The organism is Shewanella saliphila (assembly GCF_014648295.1).
Lineage (GTDB): Bacteria > Pseudomonadota > Gammaproteobacteria > Enterobacterales > Shewanellaceae > Shewanella > Shewanella saliphila.
In genome coordinates, this window is record NZ_BMQV01000010.1 from 1 (window position 1) to 23,141 (window position 23,141).

The window sequence follows — 23,141 nt, forward strand, 5'->3', positions numbered from 1 at the left end:
ATCTACTTGGTGGATTGATTGCATATTGTTTAAAAGACGAGAAGCCATCATTAAATCTAACAGCTCAAGAACTTGAGCTGTTAGATAGCACTAATATCGTGTTTGCTTAACCAGATCTGAGGTTAATGAGTTATCTCGCAGTTATCTCTAAGTCACCTACAGCATATTATACGCCAACTGCACCGCCATCATCTTTACGGATCATCACTGTCGCTGCGCGTGGACGCACAGTCACACCTGCAGGTGTGGCTTCGTCTGCTTTATCAGAATATGGCCAGTTACTTGGATGCTGGATATTCGCGAAGATTGTGGTGTAATCAGGGGTAATCGCAAAACCTGTGACTTCACAACCATTTGGCCCAACAAAGAAACGCTTCAGTTGGGTTTGGTTGTCGGCACTGACCACTTGTTGGTTACCGTCGGCATCAACCATGGTTGATGGCACAATCGCTAACATTTGGTCGTTAGTTTCTTCAGTCACTTCAGAGGCACCATTATCGGTTTGCACCCATAAAATCCCACGAGCATCGAATGCTAAACCATCAGGGCTAGCAAACTGATTTAAATCAGTTAAGCCAGATAAGTTAGTGTCAGCATCGCCATCATCAGGTGAACCAAAGACAAAGATATCCCAGCTAAACTCAGTGGCGGCGTCGCCTTCATCCCAACGGATAATATGCCCAAAGTTGTTATTTAAACGAGGGTTAGCAGGGTTAGTGCTGTCGGTACGTTGACTGTTATTGGTCAGTGTCAGGTAAACCGTGCCAGTAAATGGATCAACCGCTGCCCATTCTGGACGGTCCATTGGGGTCGCGCCGACAAGATCCGCAGCACCTGCGGTATTTAAGATAATCGCGGCTTGTGAGTCAAAGCTGCTCGCAAGTGTGCTGCCATCAGTAGTCACACCGTCTAGGGTTAACGGTAGCCATTCACCCACGCCATCTTCACTAAACTTAGCGACATATAAGGTTCCTGCATTCATATATTTATCGCCTACAGTTAAGCGATTAGTGCTGTTAGCATCAGCTGCGTCCCACACTGCGTCAGACACAAATTTATACAGGTATTCAAAGCGAGAATCGTGACCAGAATAGAAAGTAATGGGTTTGCCTTCTTCAAGCTTACCGAACACGCAACCTTCATGACGAAAACGGCCTAATGCTGTGCGCTTAACGGCACGAGAGTTAGGGCTGTATGGATCAATCTCAACAATATAACCATGTCCATTGGCTTCGTTACGATAATCGTTCGCTGCACTTGATCCGCTTGGCGTGACATCAAAACGAGCAAATTCATCTAAACGCTCATCGTCATCACCCGCTAAATGATCCCAGCCGTAACGTGTATCAGAGGTTGAAATACCAATACGGGTTTGCTCGTCTGTTAGTGTGCCTTTATTAACAAAGTAGCCAGGCCAGTTTTCTTCGCAGGTTAAATACGTACCCCAAGGCGTGTAGCCATTCCCACAGTTGTTTAACGTACCGCGCGCCTGGCTGCCGTCTGGCGAGTAGCGTGTTTCAAGGTATGAGCTATAGGCTAGTGGGCCGCCCATATCCATCACTGTAGCGCCAGTAAAACGACGGTTATAACTGTCATTTTCGACCACTTCCCACATGCCTGATTCTAATTTAATTCGCACAACCGAGACACCGTGTGCGTTGATTTCTTTACGTATTTCGTCGATTACACTGCGTTTGCCATCTGTGTCGTAAGTGGGGCCTGTTGGGTGTAACGCACTTTGGTCAATGTACTCGTGGTTAATGCACAATAAACCGTCATCACCAGCATCATTGAGCGGAAAGAAATGCATGCCATCATGATGCATACCCACAGAGTTTGCCTGGTCTTCAGCGGTGTTGCTTCCGTCATCTTTCCATGCTGCGGCTTTTGAGTTAAGCGGCGTGCCCCAAGGCGCTAATACATAGGCTGAATAGCCAGCAGGAATTGCGACAGAGTCGGTTAGCGAGCCAGGGATAGACTCAAAACCTAACACGGCTGAACTTTGTGTTGGCGCTTCCGGTGTGGTTGGCGTTTCTGGAGTACTGTTATCATCATTATCAGAACCACAGGCACTTAATCCGAAACCACCAAAGGCAGTCATAGCACTGAGGCCCAAACCACGCTTAACAAAATTACGACGTGATAAGTGCGCGTCCATAACCTCATTAAATGGAGTATTTTTGCTTTTATTAAAACGAGTTGGGTTAAACGTCGCCTTGCTCATATGTATTCCTTGTGTATGCTCAACATTAACTGTAGGTATGATTATTCGACAGCTAAGATAAGCATCTAATGTGACAACAAGGTTCAAAAATCATGACAATAATATGGCATTTAAAAGACGGCTGATGCGCAACTAGCATCAGACAATTGTGCAATGACTATTATCTTTTATGACGAGAAGGACGTTGACCTAAGGCTTTTTTACGCGCTTGTTGCTTAAGAGCACCTTTGGTGGTTTTTCTAGTAGTAACAGCCAGTTGAGTTAAATCTGGCTCAAACCCTGTTAACCATTGTTGCGGGAGGCGGCGGTCTAAAAAGGTTTCTAATTTTATCAGTAACGGCTCGTCATCAACACTGAGTAACGTGATTGCTTGGCCTTGATTACCCGCACGACCTGTACGGCCAATTCGATGAACATAGTCTTCAACCTGAAACGGTAATTCCATATTAACGACATAATTAAGCTCGTTAATGTCTAAGCCTCTGGCTGCAACATCGGTGGCCACCAACGCGGTAAGCTTGCCGGTTTTAAATTGGCTTAGCACTTGTTCACGCAGGGCTTGTGATAAATCAGCATGAAAGGCTTCAGCGCTCACACCCGCGTGCTTCATTTGTTTCACTAAGGCATCGGCACCTTGTTTGGTGCGGCTAAAAATCAAGGTTTGTTGCCATTTTTCAAGTTTAATTAAATGACACAATGCCGCACACTTTCGGTTGCTGTCGAGGTTATAAACGCGTTCAACAATACTCGCGGCAGTGGTGTTACGCTTGGCCACTTCAATCACTTTAGGTGACTGTAATAAGCGTTTACTAAAGCTAAACATGCGGTCATCTAACGTGGCTGAAAACAACAGTGTTTGCCGGGTTTTAGGCACTTGCTTTAGTACATCAATTATCTCGTCTTTGAAACCCATGTCGAGCATACGATCGGCTTCATCAAACACAAGGTGTGTTAACTGCGATAAGGTCAATGCACGCTTACGGAGTAAATCAAGTAATCTCCCTGGGGTTGCCACCAAAATATCTACACCACCAGCAAGTTGGCGAATTTGTGCGCCAATACTCACGCCGCCATATACCATCACACTGCTAATGTCGCTACCATGAGCATATTGCTCAATACTGTGATGAACCTGTTGTGCTAGCTCGCGGGTAGGCACTAACACTAGGGCACGAATAACCTTAATGGCTTCTTTAGGACTGAGCGCTTGCTGACTCAAAATTGACTGTAATATAGGCAATGCAAATGCCGCCGTTTTACCTGTGCCAGTTTGCGCCCCAGCCATGACATCTTTACCGCTTAAAATCACCGGAATAGCCTGCAATTGGATTAGGGTCGCTTGCTGATAATCAAGCTCAGCTAAACGGGTCATTAACGAAGGGTGTAGCGATAATTCAGCAAAAGACATAACAGCTCCAAAAAGGTGGATGCGCAGTTTATCATGCCCATTCGCATCAAAACAAAAACTCGTAATGACATTGTATTATGACTCAATGTGACGTTTAAGGCATACCTAACAAAGTGTCACAAATAGTACTTGACTATAAAAGTGGGAATTATACAATTTAAACATGCAAAATATTTATATGTTTGATCTGTTTGCTATAAATCACTAACCACTTTATTACGAGGCATCACCATGAGTTTTTCAATTAGCGGTATTTTTAAACCAGCCAAACAAACTGAGCCGGTTAGTCATGTTGCGCCAAAATCTGAACCGGAAAACACAGTACCCAAAACAGAAACATCACAAAAAAATAAAGGCAATGGCGGCAGCTGTTGTGGTGGATGCGGCGGTGCAGGCCATTAATTTGTAACGTTATCGCGCTTAAATATTAATAAATTATCTTTAGTAAATAACGATGAATATTGCGCGGTAACATCCACAAACCCATTGACCTGAGCAACCTTTAACGAACCCTGGTTTTGTACATCAATATAGGCGTAAACCGGGCTAGAGATATATTGTTGTAAGAACACATTAAGCGCTTGCGTCGCAATCCCCTTCCCCCAATATTTACGCCCAATCCAATAGCCAATTAAACGCACTTCTGGTTCATTTTCGGTGGCTAACTCATCATTAATCCACGACACCAAATGGCCAACTAATATGTTGTCATGCCAAATACCGATTGCGATAGCTTGGTCGTTGGCAAAAATATTTTGCTGCCAATGCCGATAAAACGCCGCACGTTCACGTGCCGGAACATCGGCCATATTGTTGGCGATGGGGTCATTTTGAAACTCAAATAGTAAACTTAAATCTTGTTCGCTAACGTCTTTAAGATAAATATTCATTGCGCTTCGTTCACCTATAGGTTGTACAACCAAGATCATTTATATTGGCGTTAAGGGCGTTATAGCAAAGGAGATAGCATGAAACACATTAGTACTTGGCAATGGCTCGGATTTGCAGGTTTAATTCCGTTTATCACACTGAGTTTGTTGGCGTTTAATCATAGTGTGTTATCACCTGAGCATACCTTACTTGGCTTTATTAGTTACAGCGCAATTATTTTAAGTTTTATGGCGGGCACATTATGGGGCAAAGCCGTTGTACTTAGCCCCGATGATAATATCGCTAAGTTATTAATTGTCAGTAACGTTATTGCGCTAGGTTGCTGGATTGCACTATTAACGCCATTTGAATTGTCGGCATTAATCTTACTGTTCAGTGGTTATTTATACCTACTGTTTGTTGAGTTTAAGGCCAAGCAATTATCAAATTCTGCCAGCTATATGACTCTGCGCACCATACTCACCAGTGTGGTTGCTTTATGTCATGCGGTGGTAATGCTTAGCTTGTATCAATAGTCTTGTATCAATCGTTTTCAATGTAAACAGCCCAAAGGTTGATGGGCTGTTTACACAATCGTTTTAATTAAATCACAACCCTGCCTGGCATTGCTCGGTTTGATTAATCATTGGCGACAAGATTGGCATCATACCTTTAAGCACTTGCAATGGCAGTGCTGAAGTAAAGCTAAAGTCATCGGCTTTTTCACCCGGCACAAATGCCGTTAAGGTACCAAAGTGGCGATCGCCCAAGTAAAACACAAAGGTCGCAGTGCGATTAATGGCAGTTGATGCAAACTTACGACCGTCACGAATTTCGGTTGCGATACGGTTGTCGCCAGTACCGGTTTTACCGCCCATCACAATTGCCTGGCCTTGATTATCCGTCAAGCTACCATTAAGGCGTCTGGCAGTGCCATTTTGCACCACATTAGCTAAAGCACGCTTAAGGGCTCTGGCCACTTCTTGATGCATTACCCGAGTGACCATTTGCTTGTTATTGGCTAATGTCACTTCATATGGGGTGTCTTTAGCAAATTGCAGTTCATCTATACGTACGGTTGGAAAGCGATAACCGTCATTTTGAATAATGCCCATGAGCTCAGCTAATGCTGCGGGTCTGTCGCCGGAACTGCCTAACGCAGAGCCTAGCGACGGCACCATATATTCAAACGGGTAACCCATACGTACCCAACGTTGGTGAATACTTAAAAACGCTTCAACCTCTAACATCACCTGAATACGCACATCGCGGGCATTTTGATAGCGGGTTCTAAATAACCAACGATACACCTCTTGTAACTGGGGTTGTGCATCGTCTAATACCTGGGTTAAGCCCGTTTCAGGATACTCATTTAAGTAGCGTAGCACCCATAGTTCAAGTGGATGCACTCGAGCAATATAGCCCTGGTCGGCCAGGTTAAACTTGTCTTCGCCGTACTTGTTATACAGTGCGTTAATCTCTTTATCGCTAAAGTGTTTGGCTGGCAAACGCGCATTTAAAAACGCTTTAAGTTCACGGGCGCCATCGTAAGGTTTTAAATAGCGATACACTGCCGATAATTTTTGTTCTTGCTGTGCGATACCGTCAAATAGCACTTCTAAGCGTTGCTCGGGTGCGAGTTGTCGGTACTTACGATAAAAGCGTTTTACAAATGAGCTTCCTTCACGTTTAGCAAAGGCTTTTAGGTATTCTTCGCGGCGCGGATCTTTGTCATTACGCAATAATTGCGACACACTGCCTTCACTATTGTAACTACTGCTGTAACTGACAATGTCTTGCATTAAGCGCACGAACGGTAAGTTTATCGACTCTTGCAGGGCTTGATATAAAGTGGGAACACGACTGTTTTCTTTCTTGTTAAAGTTATTAAACACATGCAAGCCGCCCCCCGTGAAAAAGCGTTCATCTGGCGAGGCTGAATATTCACGCTGCAAGGCTGCATCGAGCATACGGGTTAAGTTACGGTCACGCGTGGTTATCAAATAGTCGACTACCCAACGGGTAATATGATCTTTTCGCTCCACATCAACCTGGCGTAAATCGGCTACCGTCATGGCCGAGAAGCGCTGCTGCAGTTCGGCAATAATGTCTAAATACGTTGCCAATACTCGCAGTTTAGCGGTAGAGCCAAGCTCGAGTTTACTGCCTTCGTTAATATCAAAAGGTTGGTCGATACTGTCGGTTTGAATACGCACTCTGTTGGCGCTGTCGGTGCTTTCGTACAAGGTAAAGCTATACAGCACTTTGTCGAGTTGTTGCGCCGACAATAAACGCTGGCCTAATAAGCCAATGCGCTCTGCTGAATTGACGTGCGCTAAGCTACGTAAGTAATCACTCACTTTGTGCTGTAAATCACCATGAAATGTACTGTTAATGGCTAAATCGTAACGGTCTAAATCATATAAATTAAGGTCTAACATGCCTGCAGTGCGAATGCGCACCGCATTAATACCTTTATTATGGATTTGGTTAGTTGCTGCTAACTTAGTGGTATTAAAGGTTAACGAGCTCTCTAGCGCAGCCACCATTAACTTGGTTTCAATTAAGCTGTCACGGCCTAATAAGCGTAAGTAACTGTCGACCAATGACTCTAAATCATCGTGGCCTTGTAGTAAGTAATATGACGGACGACGCTGAGCAATCATAAGCGCGACGATTTCTCTAAACACTTTACCGCGCTGCGCACCATTTTGTGGCGTGTGTCGGCTAAGTAATAACTGGTTTGCTTGGGCAAAGTCGGTTTTAAACCACGCCCATAAACCATCACCTATACCGTGCACTTCACCAAAACCTGGGGCCGATGATAACGGCACCGTGTTAAGGTAATCTTGCACAATACGCTGACGCGCATTAATGGTATTTTCGCCTTGCTGATATACCCGCACAATGGCCGAACCAATTTGCAGCAATTTATCTTTAATGCTTAGGGTTAAGCCATGATTTGAATGTCTAAACTTTTCAATTTGGGTGGCTAATGTGCTGCCACCAGCCTTTGACATATCTACACCCACCAGTTCGGCAACTTGGCTCGCTGCAGCCAATACAAAACGAGGCCAATCGACCACTGGGTTATAGTTGGTTTCAGGGCTAAGCATTTCGCGGTTTTCGATAAACAGCAAGGTACTCATGACTTGTTGCGGTATGGTGTCCTGGTCTTGATAGACACGTTTAGGGTACGAGAAGTCGAACACTGTCATGGCGCGGCAATCTCTAATCAACAGACCTGATTGGGCTTTTTCGTGATACGGTGGAAAAAAGCCCTTTTCGGTGTAATCCATCAACATTGGCGAAAATACCACTTGTTGAGTAATCTGGTAATTACGCTCGATTAGGCGTTCAATTTTTTTCGGTAATTGGCTATAGCCATGCCTATCATCGAAGGGGCCATATTCAGGATAAATCACCGCATCACTACGATAATCACGTTTTTTATAGGTGAGCTTGCTGGCATACTGGTGCAGAAAGTGAGATTGGTAATAAGATGTCCTAACTTCGAACTCAAGCAAATAAGCAGTCGCCAATATTAGGATTACCCATAAAATACCGGCTTTACTTTTACGAGCTTTAACCGGCTTAGCCGTAGACTCTTTTGGACGATAATTATCAAACTGACGCTCAGTAGGCTGACTCGACACAAACACTCCAACTAACCCATAAAACCAAGATAATGCACAATGTGTTTTTTGACTGATATGATAGTCAATCTCACTGATTTTATCAGATGGATAAAGCGATTAGATATAGACAAAATAACTAAATAACCTGAGCTCGGGATAAATATTGCTTTTTAGCTCGTTTAAGTGGTTTTGGTTATTACTACGATATTTTCATATAAAAACGACATTTCAGCTTGAGGACAGTTTTGAATACACAAGCATCATCGCAAGTCGATTTTCCCGCCATAAGATTGGGGCTCGCAATGTGGTCGCAAAACCATTGGCAACATACTGTTTATGGTCATAACGACCCCAGCCAGCGACTTGCCCGTTACGCTGAAATATTTAATACCGTTGAAGGCAACACCACCTTTTATGCTACGCCATCGTTACAGCAAGCCCAAATCTGGCGTAATGCCGTTAATGACAACTTTCGTTTTACCTTTAAACTGCCCAAACACATTACTCACGAACTAATGCTGCAAGACGCCAATATTGCAGTGCAGCAATTTTTTTCGGCAATGACACCATTAATCGACGTAACAGGCATGTGGAAAATTCAATTACCCGCCAGTTTTGGTCCGCAACATTTACCCGTGTTGGCCCAGTTTTTAACTCAAGTACCTCAAGGGTTAACCTATGGTGTCGAGGTTCGTCATCCAGCCTTTTTTGCCAAAGGTGATGCCGAGCGAGACCTTAACCGCTTGCTTATCAATTACCAGTGTAATCGTATTATTATGGACACTCGCCCAGTATTTGCTGCCCCGCCAACATCCGAAGCCGTTATTGACGCCCACCAAAAAAAGCCCAAAGTGCCAGTGCATGCCATCGCAACGGCGCAACGTCCGGTGGTACGATTTATTGGTCATCCACAGGCGGAGGCGAATGTGAGCTTTTTTCAAAACTGGCTTAAGCAATTGCCATTATGGGTGGCCGAGGGCAAACAACCGTATGTGTTTATTCATACCCCAGACAATCACGATGCACCGCAGTTAGCTGTCGATTTATATCGCTTATTGCAGCAACAGCTCATGCATACCCCTACGCCACTAAGCGACATTAACTTACTGGCACAACATCAAGATGCGACAGCGCAAATGGGCTTAGATTTGTAGCCATTAATGCAATGATTTTCAGCAGACGGCATAAAGAACAATATCCCCAATCAATGCCTTGCCTAAACACCTGTAAAGTCTTGCTGAAATAGAGCATCTTCAGGTTGTTTGGGTATAAAACAGTTTATGATATTATCTGCGCCGATCCAGCCTGCCAGTGCAGCGCGTTTATGTTGATAAAGGAACCGCTATGAGTGAATCTGCAACCCGTTTAAATAAATACATCAGCGAGAGTGGGATCTGCTCACGCCGAGAAGCCGATCGCTTCATTGAACAGGGCAATGTATTTATTAACGGCAAACGCGCCAAAATTGGCGACACGGTTGAGTTTGGTGACAAAGTGAAAGTCAACGGCCAAGATATTGAACCGCGTGATGAAGCCGATTTAGTGTTTATTGCGCTAAACAAGCCTGTTGGTATTGTGAGTACCACCGAAGGTACTGAGCGCGACAATATTGTCGATTTTGTTAACCACAGCGAACGCATTTTTCCGATTGGTCGTCTAGATAAAGACTCGCAAGGGTTGATATTTTTAACCAACAATGGCGATTTAGTGAATAAAATTTTACGTGCGGGTAATAACCACGACAAAGAATACGTCGTCACCGTCAACAAACCCATCACCGATGATTTTATTAAGGGCATGGCCGCTGGCGTGCCCATATTGGGCGTAGTAACCAAAAAGTGTAAGGTTGAACAAGTGTCACCTTATGCATTTAAAATTGTGTTAGTCCAAGGCCTTAACCGTCAAATTCGCCGCATGTGCGAATACTTCAACTTTGAAGTCACCAAGCTTGAGCGCCAATCAATAATGAATGTGTCGCTTAAAGGGTTACCCATTGGTGAATGGCGCGACCTAGACGAGCAAGAGCTCAGCACTTTAATGAAGTTGATTGAACACTCGTCGTCTGAAGTGAAAAAAGCGCCTAAAAAGCCCAAGAAAAAGCCATTAAAAAGCCTGCGTGACACCATTGAAGGCCCAGAGCACTTTATGCAAGGCAGAGGCAGCAAGCCTAAAAAGCCCACCGCGAATAAAGGTAAATCAAACCATTCGCGCAAACCTAAGCGTTAACATACCTGCAACATAACAGCTGAATGGTAAAGAATAGGTGTTGCGCAAAAAAAGAACAACAGATTTTATCCCTAATACTGCACGGGCTCACAAACGAAGAAGTTGCTAAAGAGCTCAACATTTCCGTTAATACAGTCAAAATGCACGTGCAAAATATTTATAAAAAAACCAAGATTAAAAATCGTGGCCAGCTCTTTGCGTTCGCTGCGGGTTAACCTTGCACACTACTTAAGCAGCAATTGTGTGAGTAATTTCGCTTGCGTGAGTAACTCAACATCATCATGATGTTCACCATTAATGGTTAACTTAACTTGTGGGTTGTCTAAAAACTCACGCGCCTCTTCAGCGCTATAAATTGTTGGGGTGATAATTTCATAACGTTGGTTGTTAGCCACATTTAACGTGAGGTAAAGTGGCTTTGAGCGCACCCAATAACCTGAGTCATCGGCATTGTCTTGAAACAAATCCCGGTAATTGATTTCTACCAGCTGTTGGCCACGTTTAAGGCCGACAGTGCTATCAAGGCTAACACTCTCGCCATTGACTGTTTCGACAACGAGCGAATCAGGCACGGTTAAACTGGAAGCCTGCACTTGAGCTCCAAATAATAAACTGAAGCTGATAATCGCTGTGCGAAAAACAGATTTAGGTGTGATTGCATTGCTAGTTAATAATTTCATGGGGTTGTCCTTTTAAAATATTGCCTGGCTACCAAGCAAGTTGTATTGATTTAAAAGACCCCGCGAGTGCAATTAATCTTTCAACAATGTTTGAATATCGATTTCAAGCCCCCTAACAGCGCCCCAAAAACAACCTACTACGCTGTATTATAATAATTTTTTTATCTCTATAAATAAGCATGCGCCCACTCACATTTACTCAAGATTATTTAGCAATCTATTAAGCTGCATGATAGCGTGAACCTCATTTCTCAACTTTGATCTTAGTTTGCCGCTATGGCGATGATTTAGGTAAAAAATAAATATACGACTAAACTCATTAAAAGGAATTCAGTGCGTCATTTATAACTTGATCAATAGCATTTTTAAGCCGAGTCAATGCGCACAACTTATAGTAATGGATGACAGGCCCTTTTATCTGCGGGGAACCAATGGATAGTTTTTTTAGCTTGATGAACAACGCAATACTCTTGCTCGCGCTAGTCGTGGTATACGATGCAATTGGCTTGCAAAAAATGTCCCCGTCTAAATACAAGTCTTTATTAAGTGGGGTTTTTATTGGCATTATTGCCATTAGCGTCATGAGCAACCCTTGGGAGCTGCGCCCTGGGGTATTTTTTGATGCACGTTGGATATTACTGAGCATTAGCGGGTTATTTTTTGGATTAATCCCCACGCTTATTGCAACCCTATTTGCTGCGAGTTTTAGGGTCTACCTGGGTGGCGACGGAGTCTATGTAGGGACGTTCATTATTGTTATCAGCGCCATTAGCGGATTGTGTTGGCGTTACGGGTTAACAAAATCGAATACAAAACTGACTTGGAAAAACATTTTAACGTTAAGCGTGGCCGTAGAAGTGATTGTTATCAGCTGCCTGCTGCTCATGCCGGTATCAGACAGATATACCATTATTTCAACCATCAGCCCCACCTTGTTAACCGTATTCACTGCATTGTCATTCTTACTCGGCCTCCTACTGAAACATCGGATTGATGGCCAAAAATTGGCTCAAGAGTTGCTACATCATAAGCAGTTACTCGAAACGGAAAAAAATCTTTTACAAAATATCATCGACGGCATACCCGATTTGATTTTTTACAAATCCACTGACGGTAAATATCTCGGTTGCAATAAAGCGTTTGCTAACGCATTAAATCGAACATTAGATGAAATCAAGGGGCACACAGACCATGACTTCTTTAGCACCCTAAAATCCAGAAAATTCACCAATGAAGACACTCAAGTATTAGCGCATAAGGCAACCCTAGTTTATGAAGATAGGGTGACCTCAGCCAATGGAATAGAGCATATTTATCGCACTCAAAAAACGCCATTCACCAATGTTGATGGCGATATTTTAGGGATTGTCGGAGTGAGCAACGATGTCGCAGAAAAACTTCATATCGAAAAGCAACTGCAGCGTAGTGAGTCCACTTACCACAATATTATTAGCACTGCACAGGACGGTTTTTTAATTGCCTCACTCGAAGGAAAGATATTAGAGGTAAACCAGAGTTTTGCCAATATGACAGGCTATACCACAGATGAATTAACTAGCCTGTCTGTTAATCAAATTGAAACCGATGATAAACGCCAGTTTTCAACGCGAAAACTTGACCAAGCAAGGCGCGAAAAACGCTTTAACTACACCTCATTACATCGACATAAACAAGGGCATCTGTTTCATGTTGAGGTCAGTGTCAGTTATTGGGACGGCGATAATGGTATGTTTTTCTGCTTTGTTAAGGATATTTCGGAGCGGATTGAAGCAGAGAAAAAACTCCTGCTTAGTGAGTCTAAGTTCAGACATATTTTTGAGCGTATTCCGGCGATTTCGGTACAAGGATACGACAAAAATCGTTCGGTAATTTTTTGGAACAAAGCCAGCGAAAATCTTTATGGTTACACTCAGGAGCAAGCTCTGGGGAAAAAACTGGAGGATTTAATTATTCCTGCGCCGTATAGGCAGGATGTTATTGATAACGTGACATCATGGATTAATGAGGGTATTCCAATTCCGGCTGAAGAGTTAATGCTTCAACGCGCAGATGGCACCAGTGTTCCTGTTTATTCCTCACATACGTTAATCAACAATACCGACAACGAAACCGAAATGTATTGTATCGATATTGATTTAAGTGCTCAGAAAAAAGCTGAAGAACAAGCACTAACCTTGTCACAAGCTATTGAGCAAAGCCCTATCTCGATGATTTTGACTGATACAGACAGTAAAATTGAATACGTTAACAGCGCCTTTGAAAAGATCTCTGGCTACAGCGCAGCTGAAGTTATAGGCCAGCCTACGAGTATGCTTAAATCGGGATTAACGCCCAAATCTTTGTATAGCGAACTATGGGAAAACATTACTTCCGGAAAGACTTGGCAAGGCGAACTGCAAAATAGAAAGAAAAATGGCGACATCTTTTGGGAGCACGCCCACATTGTCCCTATTTTTGATAACGCTGGAGTCACTAAACATTATTTAGCGTTAAAACAGGATGTTACTCAATACAAACAACAAGAAGAAAAAATTCTTCATCAAGCCCATTACGACAGCTTAACCGGCTTACCTAACCGTTTACTGTCACTAGAGCGGCTCGCTCAAATGCTGACACAAGCAAAACACGACAACAGTCACGTTGCCGTATTATTTTTAGATTTAGACGACTTTAAAAAGGTTAACGACACCTTAGGCCACTCGGTGGGTGATGAGTTGTTAATACAAGCCGCTACCCGTTTACAAAACACCATTCGCACCGATGATGTTGTCGGGCGTCTTGGTGGTGATGAATTTATTATTTTACTGAGCGACATTCACCAACAAGCAGATATTGAGATAGCGGCGAATAAATTGTTACAGCAATTCTACTTACCTTTCCAGCTGGAAAAACGAGAGTTGGTATCCACCATTAGTATCGGTATTGCGCTTTACCCTAACGACAGCCTTGATGCAAAAGAGCTGCTTAGACAGGCAGACTCGGCGATGTACCACTCTAAAGAACAAGGCCGGAATACTTATACCTTTTTCACTCATAAAATGAATAATGACATGCACCGCCGCCTTCAATTAGAAGAGCAGTTACGTAATGCATTAAAAAATAATGAGTTAGAGGTGTATTTTCAACCGCTGGTTGATATTCGTAATCGTAGCATTATTGGTGCAGAAGCCTTATTACGCTGGCATAACCCTGAACTCGGTAATGTCACACCTGACGAGTTTATTCCAATCGCAGAGCAAACAGGATTAATCATTTCTATCGGACAATTTGTATTAGAAAGCGCTTTTAGTGCCGCATACCATTGGCAGATTTACTATAACCGCCAATTTAAAATCGCGATTAACGTGTCACCAAAACAATTTAGAGAAAACAAATTTGTCGATATGCTTACAACGCTATTATCTCAATACGATATTCAGCCTTGTAGTGTCGAGTTAGAGATCACTGAGGGGGTATTACTCAGCGGCGACCAAATTATCAATAGTAACTTAACGGCCATTAATGATATTGGTGTCAACATTTCCATGGACGACTTTGGTACTGGTTACTCATCCTTAAGTTATCTGCGCAGCTATCCCTTTGACACCTTAAAAGTGGATAAAAGCTTTATTAATGACATTACCGTCGACCCCGGCGATTTAGAATTGGTGGGGGCGGCTATTGCAATGGGCCATGGTTTAAACTTAAAGGTGGTTGCTGAAGGGATTGAAACAGAAGAGCAATATCAATTACTCAATGCATTAAAATGCGATTACGGCCAGGGTTATTTGTTTAGCAAACCTCTGCCAAAAGCAGAATTTGAAGCGCTGTTAGACGCACAACACCAACCTAAATAATACTGCCTACCCATGTGGCATAACACAACGGCTAACCACAGAGTTAGCCGTTGCGATCATGCCAGCAAAAGCTGACAGCCATTAAGCGCCTTGCACTTTCCAGCTAACGGTTTCGCCAGCAAAAAACGGTACAATAGGGTTACCATTTGGCAAAATAATTTGCTCTGGCACTGTCCATTCTTGTTTCACTAACGTCACAGTACCGCTATTGCGCGGTAAGCCATAAAAGTCAGCCCCATGGAAACTCGCAAAACCTTCAAGCTTATCTAGCGCGCCTAAGTTATCAAACACTTGGGCATATAACTCTAACGCACTCCAGGCGCTGTAACAGCCGGCACAACCACATGCTGACTCTTTACGGTGTTTTTCATGTGGAGCTGAATCGGTACCTAAAAAGAACTTGCTTGAGCCCGTTGCTACCGCAGCTTGCAATGCCTGTTGATGAATATTGCGTTTTAATACTGGCAAACAAAAGTTATGTGGACGCACACCGCCGACTAACAAATCATTGCGGTTTAACAGTAAGTGTTGCGGAGTAATAGTGGCGGCCACATTGGCTGATGCGCCAGCGACAAATTCAGCAGCTTCTTTAGTCGTAATATGCTCAAACACCACTTTAAGTTGAGGAATAGCTTCAACAATGCGCGATAAATAGCGATCAATAAACAGCTTTTCGCGATCAAAAATATCAATATGCGACTCAGTCACTTCACCGTGCACTAACAACAACATGCCCTGCTGAGCCATGACTTCAAATATGGGAAATAATGCATCCAATGCTTTTACTGCTGCATCGGAGTTGGTTGTCGCGCCTGCAGGGTACAACTTAGCCGCTACCACACCCGCCGCTTTAGCGTCGATAATGTCTTGGGCGCTGGTGTTGTTGGTTAAAAACAGGGTCATTAATGGTTCAAAGTCACTGCCTTGAGGGCGCGCAGCTAAAATACGTTCACGATAGGCCACAATCATGTCGGCATTGGTCACAGGTGGCACTAAGTTTGGCATCACAATCGCACGTTTAAACAATCTTGCTGTTGCAGGTACGGTTTCACGCAACATGTCACCATCACGAAAATGAAGGTGCCAATCGTCTGGCGTTGTTAGGGTTATTTGCGTCATGTGGGTTCCTAGTGCTACTACCAAAATTGCCGCTATTGTGCCTGAATTCGCTTTTTCTTAATAGATGCATAATTTGAACGCAGACTTTTCTATATCAAAAAATCATGCAATTGATTAAAAAGTCGCGCTATTCAAGTAACTACAACCCATTAAAACCAGCGGTAACGCTCTATGTTATTATGTTGAAAGCATCATTTTTATAGGGGAATTAAATTGTTAGCTAATGCCGGTTCTAGATTACTATTCAATGTGCACTTTATTACCGTAATCACGATAATGATGACTGTCTCTGGCTGCAATCAAGCTGAGGTGATGAAAACCTCCGATAATATTCAACCACTTGTTCAAGAAACGCTAATTGATGGCGTACTGTCTAACGATGCCAGTATGGCTATTACATTAGGCAGAAGCCGTACATTATCAATTTGGGATGTGGCGACAAGTCAACTATTACATCAATGGTCTGACGATGACTTTGATGAAACCAATTATCTGCTGGCATTATCAGGTAACAAACAATTCCTTGCGACTGCTGGCAAACAAAAAATATCCGTTTTTAACCTTGAGACAGGCAAATTAGATATACGCTGGCCCGCCCAGGGATTTAATCCCGACGCCAGTATTTCGAGCCTTTTTCTGAGCCAAACCGGCAGCACTATTTTGGTGGGGATGAATGATGGTTCAATTACAGTGATACAACGAAGTAGCATGACAATGTCATTGTTTAAACAACACAGCGCCGCAGTTAATCATGTTGAGCTATCGGGCTTTGAACAGCAGGTATTATCGACGGGGCTTGATGGTGATGTACATATTTGGGCTGCTTATAGCGGTGAGTTGATCAGCAGTTTCTCACGTCCTCAACAAATCACCAGCGTGAGTTTTGATGACGCTAATCGGCGCTTATTTATTGCCGATGCACTCGATAACAATGTCATTATCGATACCCAAACAACGCAGTCAGTAAGTCATCTAGATTACCTTGAACGCTATCGCTATTTCCGGCAGGCGTTATTCATCAATCACGGTAAAAACTTAATTACCGCAACGTCAAAACAAAGTGTTATCTATTGGGATGCCTCATCTGGAAAAGAGCTTTCTCATTGGGATATCACCGCCTATAACGCTGGCACCACGGTATTTTCAATGGTAATGAAACCTAATGGTAAGCTATTGACCTTAAGCTCAGATGGCGCACTTGAGACGTGGAGCTTATAAGTTTATCACCATCAGATATCATTACCGCTTTATTTGATTTGTATTGTTAGGGCCTGTTTGGCGTATCACGGATTATAAAATAATCTCTCGGATAGCATCCATATGTATCAATAGCATCACTAAACAGTCACTCACGCCCCCCAAAGCCAGCTTGATTTAGCGCAGTGATAAAATCAGTATCGTAGAGTTGTCAGCTTTATGGGCTAGATCAAAGATCTGTTTGTATCTCAAACTCAATAAACAATAGAGCTTGCATGTACGAACTACATTCAGTATAAATGGCATATGCTAAAAATGAGGTGTCAAATGGCAAGACCCAAAATACCCCGAAACATATGCGGACAACCCGCCAACATTTGCTTTAAACCTAATGGTATTCCAATGACGCAATTGGAACAGGTGCCTCTAGCTGAGGACGAAATGGAAGCATTACGCTTAGTTGACTTGCTCGGTATGCAACAACAAGAGGCGGCTAAGTCGATGGGCGTATCTCGTCAAACACTGGCCAATTTAGTGAAAGCCGCAAGGCTCAAGGTGGTTGATAGCTTAATTAATGGCAAAGCATTGATGACAAAAAGCATCAACTAAATCAGCAGTACAGTAAACACGTAATGGCGTGAATAGGTAAGGCTAATGCAAGCAGTATTAAAAGACTCTGGCCTCAAAGTTACTCATCAAAGATGTAAACTGCTCGAATTTATCAACCAGGTTGGTGAGCAGCATTCATACCATTCCGCATTAATAAGTGACCGCTCAGAATGCATCCAGCGGTTTTTGATTAAGGCGTCGCTATGTAGTAATGGTTGTTCCCTTTCAAATAGCGAGAACGCAGAGCAAAAGCCGCTGGGGCATTCCTTTCAGGCGAGTTTTAAAAGGGCTTACACTGCGTTGCATGACTTCGAAAGAGAACAACTATTCATTCAGTCATTCGCCTTGTTTAAGTCCTTTTAAATTCTCGCTGAGAGATCATTTACTAACGCGGTATGGTATTAACCGTAGAGAACATCTATCAAGGTATTAATGCACAAGGTGAGAGCATTGGGCTAACCAGTGTTTACCGGATGATGTCTGATTTTGAGCAAGCAGGCCTTGTGACCCGTCGTTTGCTTGAATCTGAGAAAACGATTTACGAGCTCAACAATAAACCACGCCATGATCATTTAATTTGCCTCACTTGCGGCAAGGTCATTGATTTTGTCGACCCGTTAATTGAACTGCGCTTAAGCTTAGCGGCTGAGCATCATGGTATGAGCATTCATCACCACAGTCTCAATATGTATGGCCAGTGTTTTGAATGTCAAAAAGCACATTTAAACGAATCGATTACCTAAAACCTATTCCGTAAACCTATTGCACATCTACAAATAGGTTTAATGACTTAACTTTATTGGAGATAAGCATGACTAAGATTGTCATCATTGGTGGTGTTGCCGGCGGCGCATCGGCAGCCGCAAGAGCAAGACGAGTATCTGAAACTGCTGAAATCATTATGTTAGAAAGAGGCGAGTTTGTGTCGTTTGCCAATTGCGGCCTGCCTTACCATATTAGCGGCGAGATAGAATCAAGAGATGCGCTATTACTGCAAACACCCGAAAGCTTTAAATCGCGTTTTAATGTTGATGTGCGGGTATTAAACGAAGTGATCACTATTGATCGCCAGGCTAAACAACTGACAATACGCAATCTTGCAACCAATGAAACCTACCTAGAATCCTATGATAAATTGCTGCTAAGCCCTGGCGCCTCACCCATTAAACCGCCATTGCCAGGCATTGATAGCCACTTTGTTCATAGCCTGCGTAATATTCCCGATATGGATAAAATCCTATCCACCTTAATGCTGCATAAGCCCAAACATGCCACGGTTGTGGGTGGCGGTTTTATTGGTTTAGAAATGGTCGAGGCACTACGCCATGTCGGTTTAGAAGTCAGTTTATTGGAGCTTGCCGACCAGGTTATGGGCCCAGTTGACCTTGAAATGGCCAATATGCTGCACCAAAAGCTGGTCGATAACGATGTTGATTTACGTTTAAAAACCGGACTTGCCGCCATAACAGAATGCCCTATTCAATTGACTGAATCTGACAACACGGATGATTACGATAAACCTGCATCGCCGCATTTTCATTTGCAATTAGCCTTAAGTGATAACACAACACTCGCGACCGACTTAGTGATTTTGGCCATTGGTGTGAAACCAGAAACCAGCCTAGCATCTGAATGCGGCCTTGAGTTAGGTAAGCTCGGTGGTATTGAAGTTGATGATGAAATGCGCACCTCAGATGCTGATATTTATGCCGTTGGCGATGCCATAGAAACCGCAGATTTTGTCACGGGCAACCCAACGTTAATCCCGCTTGCGGGGCCTGCTAACCGACAAGGGCGTTTAGCAGCCGATAACATGTTAGGTGCAAATATAAAGTATCGCGCCACTCAGGGTACTGCCATTTGTAAGCTATTTGATATGGCTATAGCGTCTACCGGGCTCAATGAAAAGACCTTACTCAAAAAAGCCATTCCATTTGAAAAAATTTATGTGCATACCGCCAGCCACGCCAGTTATTACCCAGGCGCGCATCCTATTACGCTAAAACTGTTGTTTAATCCAGATAATGGCACAATTTTAGGCGCTCAAGCGGCAGGATTAGATGGAGTAGACAAGCGAATTGACGTGCTAGCCGTGGCGCAACGTGCTGGTATGACAGTATATGATTTAGCCGACCTTGAGCTCACCTATGCACCGCCATTTGGCTCGGCGCGCGATGTCGTTAACCAGGCGGGTATGGTGGCAGCAAACGTATTGTTAGGTGATGAACAGATTTGTCACACTCAAGATTTCGTTAACTTAAGTGCAAATCAAATCATCGTCGATATTCGCAATCCTGGTGAATTAACTACTGCAGGGGCTATTGATGGTGCGATTAATATGCCACTGCCGCAACTGCGTGACCGACTTAACGAGCTTCCAAAAGACAAAGAGTTACTGGTATTCTGCCAGGTTGGTTTACGTGGACATGTTGCTTATCGCATGCTGACTCAACACGGCTTTAAGGTGCGTAACCTCACTGGCGGTTACAAAACCTTCCAAATGGTCAACGCCCGTTTTTAATTTAGGCGTTAGACCGGCTCACTAAAACAAAAAACAGCAACAAAAAACCAGCCGGCAGGCTGGTTTTTTATTATGCTTCAATATTGGCCCAAGCCAACATGGACGATTAAGCTTGTGGACGCATCGCTGGGAATAAAATCACGTCACGAATAGTATGAGTGTTAGTGAATAACATCACTAAACGGTCGATACCAATACCTTGACCTGCTGTTGGCGGTAGGCCGTGCTCAAGTGCAGTAATGTAGTCTGCATCGTAGAACATCGCTTCATCATCGCCCGCATCTTTGGCATCAACCTGCGCTTTAAAGCGGTTGTCTTGATCTTCTGCATCGTTAAGCTCGCTAAAGCCGTTCGCCACTTCACGGCCACCGATAAAGAACTCAAAACGGTCGGTAATGAAATCGTTGTTGTCGTTACGACGTGCAAGAGGCGAAATGTCTGCTGGATAACCGGTAATGAACGTAGGTTGCATTAACTTAGGTTCTGCGGTTTCACCAAAGATTTCTTCTAGTAGCTGACCACAAGTCCAGAATTTTTCAAGCTTAATACCTAGGCTCGATGCTAAATCACGCATAAACTCAACGTCTTTCACTTGCTCGTAAGTCATTGCTTGAATGGTAGCGTTATCTGGGTTGTACTTTTGAATCGCTTCTAACATGCTTAAACGCGCATAAGGGCCGCCAAAGTCAACGGTGTGCTCACCGTATGGCATTTGCGCGCTGCCTAATAATTCAATGGCAATTGAACTAAGCATTTCTTCAGTAAGGTCCATTAAATCTTTGTAATCAGCGTACGCCATATAGAATTCCATCATGGTGAATTCTGGGTTATGGCGTGGTGATAGGCCTTCGTTGCGGAAGTTACGGTTAATTTCAAATACACGCTCAAAACCGCCAACCACTAAACGCTTAAGGTATAGCTCAGGCGCGATACGTAAGTACATCGCCATGTCTAACGCGTTGTGATGGGTAACAAACGGACGTGCAGATGCGCCACCAGGAATAACGTGCATCATTGGGGTTTCTACTTCCATGAACTCTTTTTTGATCATGAAGTTACGAATAGCTGAAACCACTTTAGAACGCATAACAAATGCATTGCGCGAGTCTTCGTTTACGATCAAATCAACGTAACGCTGACGGTAGCGAGTTTCTTGGTCGGTTAAACCGTGGAATTTTTCTGGTAATGGACGCAATGCTTTAGTCAGCAATTGGTATTCTTCCATGTTGACGTACAAGTCGCCTTTACCCGATAAATGCAGCTGACCTTTTACACCGATGATGTCACCGATGTCTAAACCTTGATAACGTTCTTTTAAGTCGCCTTGTACTGGCTTGCCAGCATACGCTTGAATACGACCAGACACGTCTTGAAGCACTAAGAATGGACCACGTTTAGCCATAATACGACCGGCAATACTGGTTTGAAAACCTAACGCTTCTAGGGCTTCTTTAGTTTGTTCACCATATTGCGCCTGCAGTTCAGCGGCTTTATGGCTACGTTGCCAAGTATTAGGATGAGCATTTGCAGGACAGCTAGTACGGATATGTTCTAGTTTAGCGCGGCGCTCTGCAATCAGTTTGTTTTCATCTTGTACGTGTTCGGTCATGTTATATTCTCGCGTTTACTCGCCACACTTACGATGCATGACGAAAAAAGTTAATATTTTAAAGTCCTGATTTTAGGCTGGCTTCAATAAACTTATCTAAATCACCATCCAACACAGATTGAGTATTGCGATTCTCAACCCCTGTACGTAAATCTTTAATTCGCGCATCGTCTAAAACGTATGAACGGATTTGACTGCCCCAACCGATGTCAGACTTAGCGTCTTCTGCCGCTTGTTTGTCAGCATTTTGCTTATGCATTTCTAACTCGTATAGCTTAGCTTTTAATTGCTTAAAGGCTGAGTCACGGTTTTTATGTTGCGAACGATCGTTTTGACATTGCACAACCGTATTGGTTGGCAAGTGAGTAATACGTATCGCTGAATCCGTTTTGTTAACGTGCTGACCACCCGCACCAGAGGCACGGTAAGTATCAATACGTAAATCAGATGGATTAATCTCGATTTCAATGTCATCTTCGATTTCTGGGTAAACAAATACCGAGCAAAAAGACGTATGACGCTTGCCTGATGAGTCAAACGGTGACTTACGCACTAAACGATGCACGCCGGTTTCTGTGCGCATCCAACCAAAAGCATATTCGCCGGTAAACTTAATGGTTGCGCCTTTAATACCCGCAACGTCACCGTCGGTGACTTCCATTAATTCAGGGCTATAGCCGTGGGCTTCGCCCCAACGCAAATACATGCGCAATATCATGTTGGCCCAATCTTGCGCTTCCGTGCCGCCCGAACCAGATTGAATATCTAAATAACAATTTGAGGCGTCATTTTTACCCGAAAACATCCGGCGAAATTCTAAGTCAGCCAATCGTGAGTCTAAGGTTTTTAGTTCCTCTGAAGCGTCGTTAAAGGTTTCTTCGTCATCTTCTTCGATGGCTAATTCAAGCAACCCTTCGATGTCTTCAAGACCTGCGTCCATATCATCAATGGTTTTAACAACCGCTTCTAGTGCTGCACGTTCTTTACCTAGTGCTTGAGCACGTTCAGGTACGTTCCACACTTCAGAACTTTCAAGTTCTCGACTGACTTCTTCTAAACGCTCACTTTTAGCAGCGTAGTCAAAGATACCCCCGAAGTAGCTCAGTACGTTCAGCAAGCTCTTTGATTTTGAATTTTACCGGATTAACTTCAAACATGAATATTCAACTTAAATTAGCAGTTAACAAAAGGTGCAACGGCGCAT

At 43.5% G+C, this 23,141-nt stretch carries 18 protein-coding genes and 1 pseudogene; 11 read left to right on the forward strand and 8 right to left on the reverse strand.

What is annotated here, in order from left to right; translation table 11 throughout:
* Window positions 1–110, forward strand: a pseudogene (locus tag IEY48_RS20655) (IS982 family transposase); the annotation flags it as partial.
* Between the two features lie 56 nt (window positions 111–166).
* Here the strand turns inward: IEY48_RS20655 and IEY48_RS06940 are convergent.
* Both IEY48_RS06940 and IEY48_RS06945 read right to left on the reverse strand, forming a co-directional pair.
* Window positions 167–2,224 (reverse strand): PhoX family protein, encoded by a 2,058-nt coding sequence (locus tag IEY48_RS06940; protein ID WP_188918639.1) that lies wholly within the window; start codon window positions 2,222–2,224, stop codon window positions 167–169.
* Window positions 2,225–2,384: 160 nt separating this feature from the next.
* Window positions 2,385–3,632, reverse strand: a complete 1,248-nt coding sequence (locus IEY48_RS06945) for a DEAD/DEAH box helicase (RefSeq protein WP_188918641.1) — start codon at window positions 3,630–3,632, stop codon at window positions 2,385–2,387.
* A gap of 231 nt (window positions 3,633–3,863) precedes the next feature.
* Here IEY48_RS06945 and IEY48_RS06950 point away from each other — a divergent pair, with 231 nt between their 5' ends.
* The gene (locus tag IEY48_RS06950) at window positions 3,864–4,034 is read left to right on the forward strand and encodes a hypothetical protein (protein WP_188918643.1); all 171 of its coding nucleotides are present in this window, start codon (window positions 3,864–3,866) and stop codon (window positions 4,032–4,034) included.
* Here IEY48_RS06950 and IEY48_RS06955 read toward each other — a convergent pair.
* Window positions 4,031–4,522: a GNAT family N-acetyltransferase gene (locus IEY48_RS06955; RefSeq protein ID WP_188918646.1), complete on the reverse strand. Its 492-nt coding sequence runs from the start codon at window positions 4,520–4,522 to the stop codon at window positions 4,031–4,033. The genes IEY48_RS06950 and IEY48_RS06955 overlap by 4 nt on opposite strands.
* Window positions 4,523–4,600: 78 nt before the next feature.
* Here IEY48_RS06955 and IEY48_RS06960 point away from each other — a divergent pair, with 78 nt between their 5' ends.
* On the forward strand, window positions 4,601–5,038 hold the full coding sequence (locus tag IEY48_RS06960; RefSeq protein WP_188918648.1) for a DUF3429 domain-containing protein: 438 nt from the start codon (window positions 4,601–4,603) through the stop codon (window positions 5,036–5,038).
* 72 nt (window positions 5,039–5,110) lie between these two features.
* Here the strand turns inward: IEY48_RS06960 and IEY48_RS06965 are convergent, their stop codons facing one another.
* Window positions 5,111–8,158 (reverse strand): transglycosylase domain-containing protein, encoded by a 3,048-nt coding sequence (locus tag IEY48_RS06965; protein WP_188918650.1) that lies wholly within the window; start codon window positions 8,156–8,158, stop codon window positions 5,111–5,113.
* A 227-nt stretch (window positions 8,159–8,385) separates the two neighbouring features.
* Here IEY48_RS06965 and IEY48_RS06970 point away from each other — a divergent pair, with 227 nt between their 5' ends.
* The 3 genes from IEY48_RS06970 to IEY48_RS06980 all read left to right on the forward strand — a co-directional run bounded on the left by IEY48_RS06970 (window position 8,386) and on the right by IEY48_RS06980 (window position 10,581).
* Window positions 8,386–9,294 carry a DUF72 domain-containing protein gene (locus tag IEY48_RS06970; RefSeq protein WP_487250742.1) on the forward strand — a complete coding sequence of 303 codons (909 nt, stop codon included), beginning with the start codon at window positions 8,386–8,388 and terminating at the stop codon, window positions 9,292–9,294.
* A 190-nt stretch (window positions 9,295–9,484) separates the two neighbouring features.
* Window positions 9,485–10,366, forward strand: coding sequence for a 23S rRNA pseudouridine(2604) synthase RluF (rluF, locus tag IEY48_RS06975; protein ID WP_188918654.1), 882 nt, complete (start codon window positions 9,485–9,487; stop codon window positions 10,364–10,366).
* A gap of 23 nt (window positions 10,367–10,389) precedes the next feature.
* Window positions 10,390–10,581, forward strand: a complete 192-nt coding sequence (locus IEY48_RS06980) for a helix-turn-helix transcriptional regulator (protein ID WP_188918656.1) — start codon at window positions 10,390–10,392, stop codon at window positions 10,579–10,581.
* Between the two features lie 9 nt (window positions 10,582–10,590).
* Here the strand turns inward: IEY48_RS06980 and IEY48_RS06985 are convergent, their stop codons facing one another.
* Window positions 10,591–11,046 carry a DUF2057 family protein gene (locus IEY48_RS06985; RefSeq protein WP_188918658.1) on the reverse strand — a complete coding sequence of 152 codons (456 nt, stop codon included), beginning with the start codon at window positions 11,044–11,046 and terminating at the stop codon, window positions 10,591–10,593.
* Between the two features lie 431 nt (window positions 11,047–11,477).
* Between IEY48_RS06985 and IEY48_RS06990 the strand changes: the two genes are divergently transcribed.
* Window positions 11,478–14,882 carry an EAL domain-containing protein gene (locus tag IEY48_RS06990; protein ID WP_188918659.1) on the forward strand — a complete coding sequence of 1,135 codons (3,405 nt, stop codon included), beginning with the start codon at window positions 11,478–11,480 and terminating at the stop codon, window positions 14,880–14,882.
* A gap of 81 nt (window positions 14,883–14,963) precedes the next feature.
* Here the strand turns inward: IEY48_RS06990 and pyrC are convergent, their stop codons facing one another.
* Entirely contained in the window at window positions 14,964–16,001 is a 1,038-nt protein-coding gene (gene pyrC / locus IEY48_RS06995) for a dihydroorotase (protein ID WP_160055137.1), read from the reverse strand.
* 312 nt (window positions 16,002–16,313) lie between these two features.
* Here pyrC and IEY48_RS07000 point away from each other — a divergent pair, with 312 nt between their 5' ends.
* From IEY48_RS07000 to IEY48_RS07015, 4 genes are all read left to right on the forward strand, one after another.
* Window positions 16,314–17,219, forward strand: a complete 906-nt coding sequence (locus IEY48_RS07000) for a WD40 repeat domain-containing protein (protein WP_229786351.1) — start codon at window positions 16,314–16,316, stop codon at window positions 17,217–17,219.
* Between the two features lie 306 nt (window positions 17,220–17,525).
* On the forward strand, window positions 17,526–17,807 hold the full coding sequence (locus tag IEY48_RS07005; protein ID WP_188738213.1) for a DUF134 domain-containing protein: 282 nt from the start codon (window positions 17,526–17,528) through the stop codon (window positions 17,805–17,807).
* A gap of 395 nt (window positions 17,808–18,202) precedes the next feature.
* Window positions 18,203–18,550: a Fur family transcriptional regulator gene (locus IEY48_RS07010; RefSeq protein ID WP_188918661.1), complete on the forward strand. Its 348-nt coding sequence runs from the start codon at window positions 18,203–18,205 to the stop codon at window positions 18,548–18,550.
* Between the two features lie 68 nt (window positions 18,551–18,618).
* Window positions 18,619–20,328, forward strand: a complete 1,710-nt coding sequence (locus tag IEY48_RS07015) for an FAD-dependent oxidoreductase (RefSeq protein WP_188918664.1) — start codon at window positions 18,619–18,621, stop codon at window positions 20,326–20,328.
* Window positions 20,329–20,434: 106 nt separating this feature from the next.
* Here IEY48_RS07015 and lysS read toward each other — a convergent pair whose 3' ends face one another.
* The gene (lysS, locus tag IEY48_RS07020; RefSeq protein WP_188918666.1) at window positions 20,435–21,937 is read right to left on the reverse strand and encodes a lysine--tRNA ligase; all 1,503 of its coding nucleotides are present in this window, start codon (window positions 21,935–21,937) and stop codon (window positions 20,435–20,437) included.
* A gap of 58 nt (window positions 21,938–21,995) precedes the next feature.
* Window positions 21,996–23,094, reverse strand: a protein-coding gene (gene prfB, locus IEY48_RS07025; RefSeq protein ID WP_188918668.1) for a peptide chain release factor 2 whose coding sequence is annotated in 2 segments (ribosomal slippage) — window positions 21,996–23,018 and window positions 23,020–23,094 — 1,098 coding nt in all. Because the reading frame shifts where the segments join, the coding sequence is not laid out codon by codon here.
* Between the last annotated feature and the right edge of the window lie 47 nt (window positions 23,095–23,141).

Coding starts and splice junctions, on each gene's coding strand:
- IEY48_RS06940 (WP_188918639.1), bottom strand. CDS start 2,224: ATGAGCAAGGCGACGTTTAACCCAACTCGTTTTAATAAAAGCAAAAAT.
- IEY48_RS06945 (WP_188918641.1), bottom strand. CDS start 3,632: ATGTCTTTTGCTGAATTATCGCTACACCCTTCGTTAATGACCCGTTTA.
- IEY48_RS06950 (WP_188918643.1), top strand. CDS start 3,864: ATGAGTTTTTCAATTAGCGGTATTTTTAAACCAGCCAAACAAACTGAG.
- IEY48_RS06955 (WP_188918646.1), bottom strand. CDS start 4,522: ATGAATATTTATCTTAAAGACGTTAGCGAACAAGATTTAAGTTTACTA.
- IEY48_RS06960 (WP_188918648.1), top strand. CDS start 4,601: ATGAAACACATTAGTACTTGGCAATGGCTCGGATTTGCAGGTTTAATT.
- rluF (WP_188918654.1), top strand. CDS start 9,485: ATGAGTGAATCTGCAACCCGTTTAAATAAATACATCAGCGAGAGTGGG.
- IEY48_RS06980 (WP_188918656.1), top strand. CDS start 10,390: ATGGTAAAGAATAGGTGTTGCGCAAAAAAAGAACAACAGATTTTATCC.
- IEY48_RS06985 (WP_188918658.1), bottom strand. CDS start 11,046: ATGAAATTATTAACTAGCAATGCAATCACACCTAAATCTGTTTTTCGC.
- IEY48_RS06990 (WP_188918659.1), top strand. CDS start 11,478: ATGGATAGTTTTTTTAGCTTGATGAACAACGCAATACTCTTGCTCGCG.
- pyrC (WP_160055137.1), bottom strand. CDS start 16,001: ATGACGCAAATAACCCTAACAACGCCAGACGATTGGCACCTTCATTTT.
- IEY48_RS07000 (WP_229786351.1), top strand. CDS start 16,314: ATGAAAACCTCCGATAATATTCAACCACTTGTTCAAGAAACGCTAATT.
- IEY48_RS07005 (WP_188738213.1), top strand. CDS start 17,526: ATGGCAAGACCCAAAATACCCCGAAACATATGCGGACAACCCGCCAAC.
- IEY48_RS07010 (WP_188918661.1), top strand. CDS start 18,203: ATGGTATTAACCGTAGAGAACATCTATCAAGGTATTAATGCACAAGGT.
- IEY48_RS07015 (WP_188918664.1), top strand. CDS start 18,619: ATGACTAAGATTGTCATCATTGGTGGTGTTGCCGGCGGCGCATCGGCA.
- lysS (WP_188918666.1), bottom strand. CDS start 21,937: ATGACCGAACACGTACAAGATGAAAACAAACTGATTGCAGAGCGCCGC.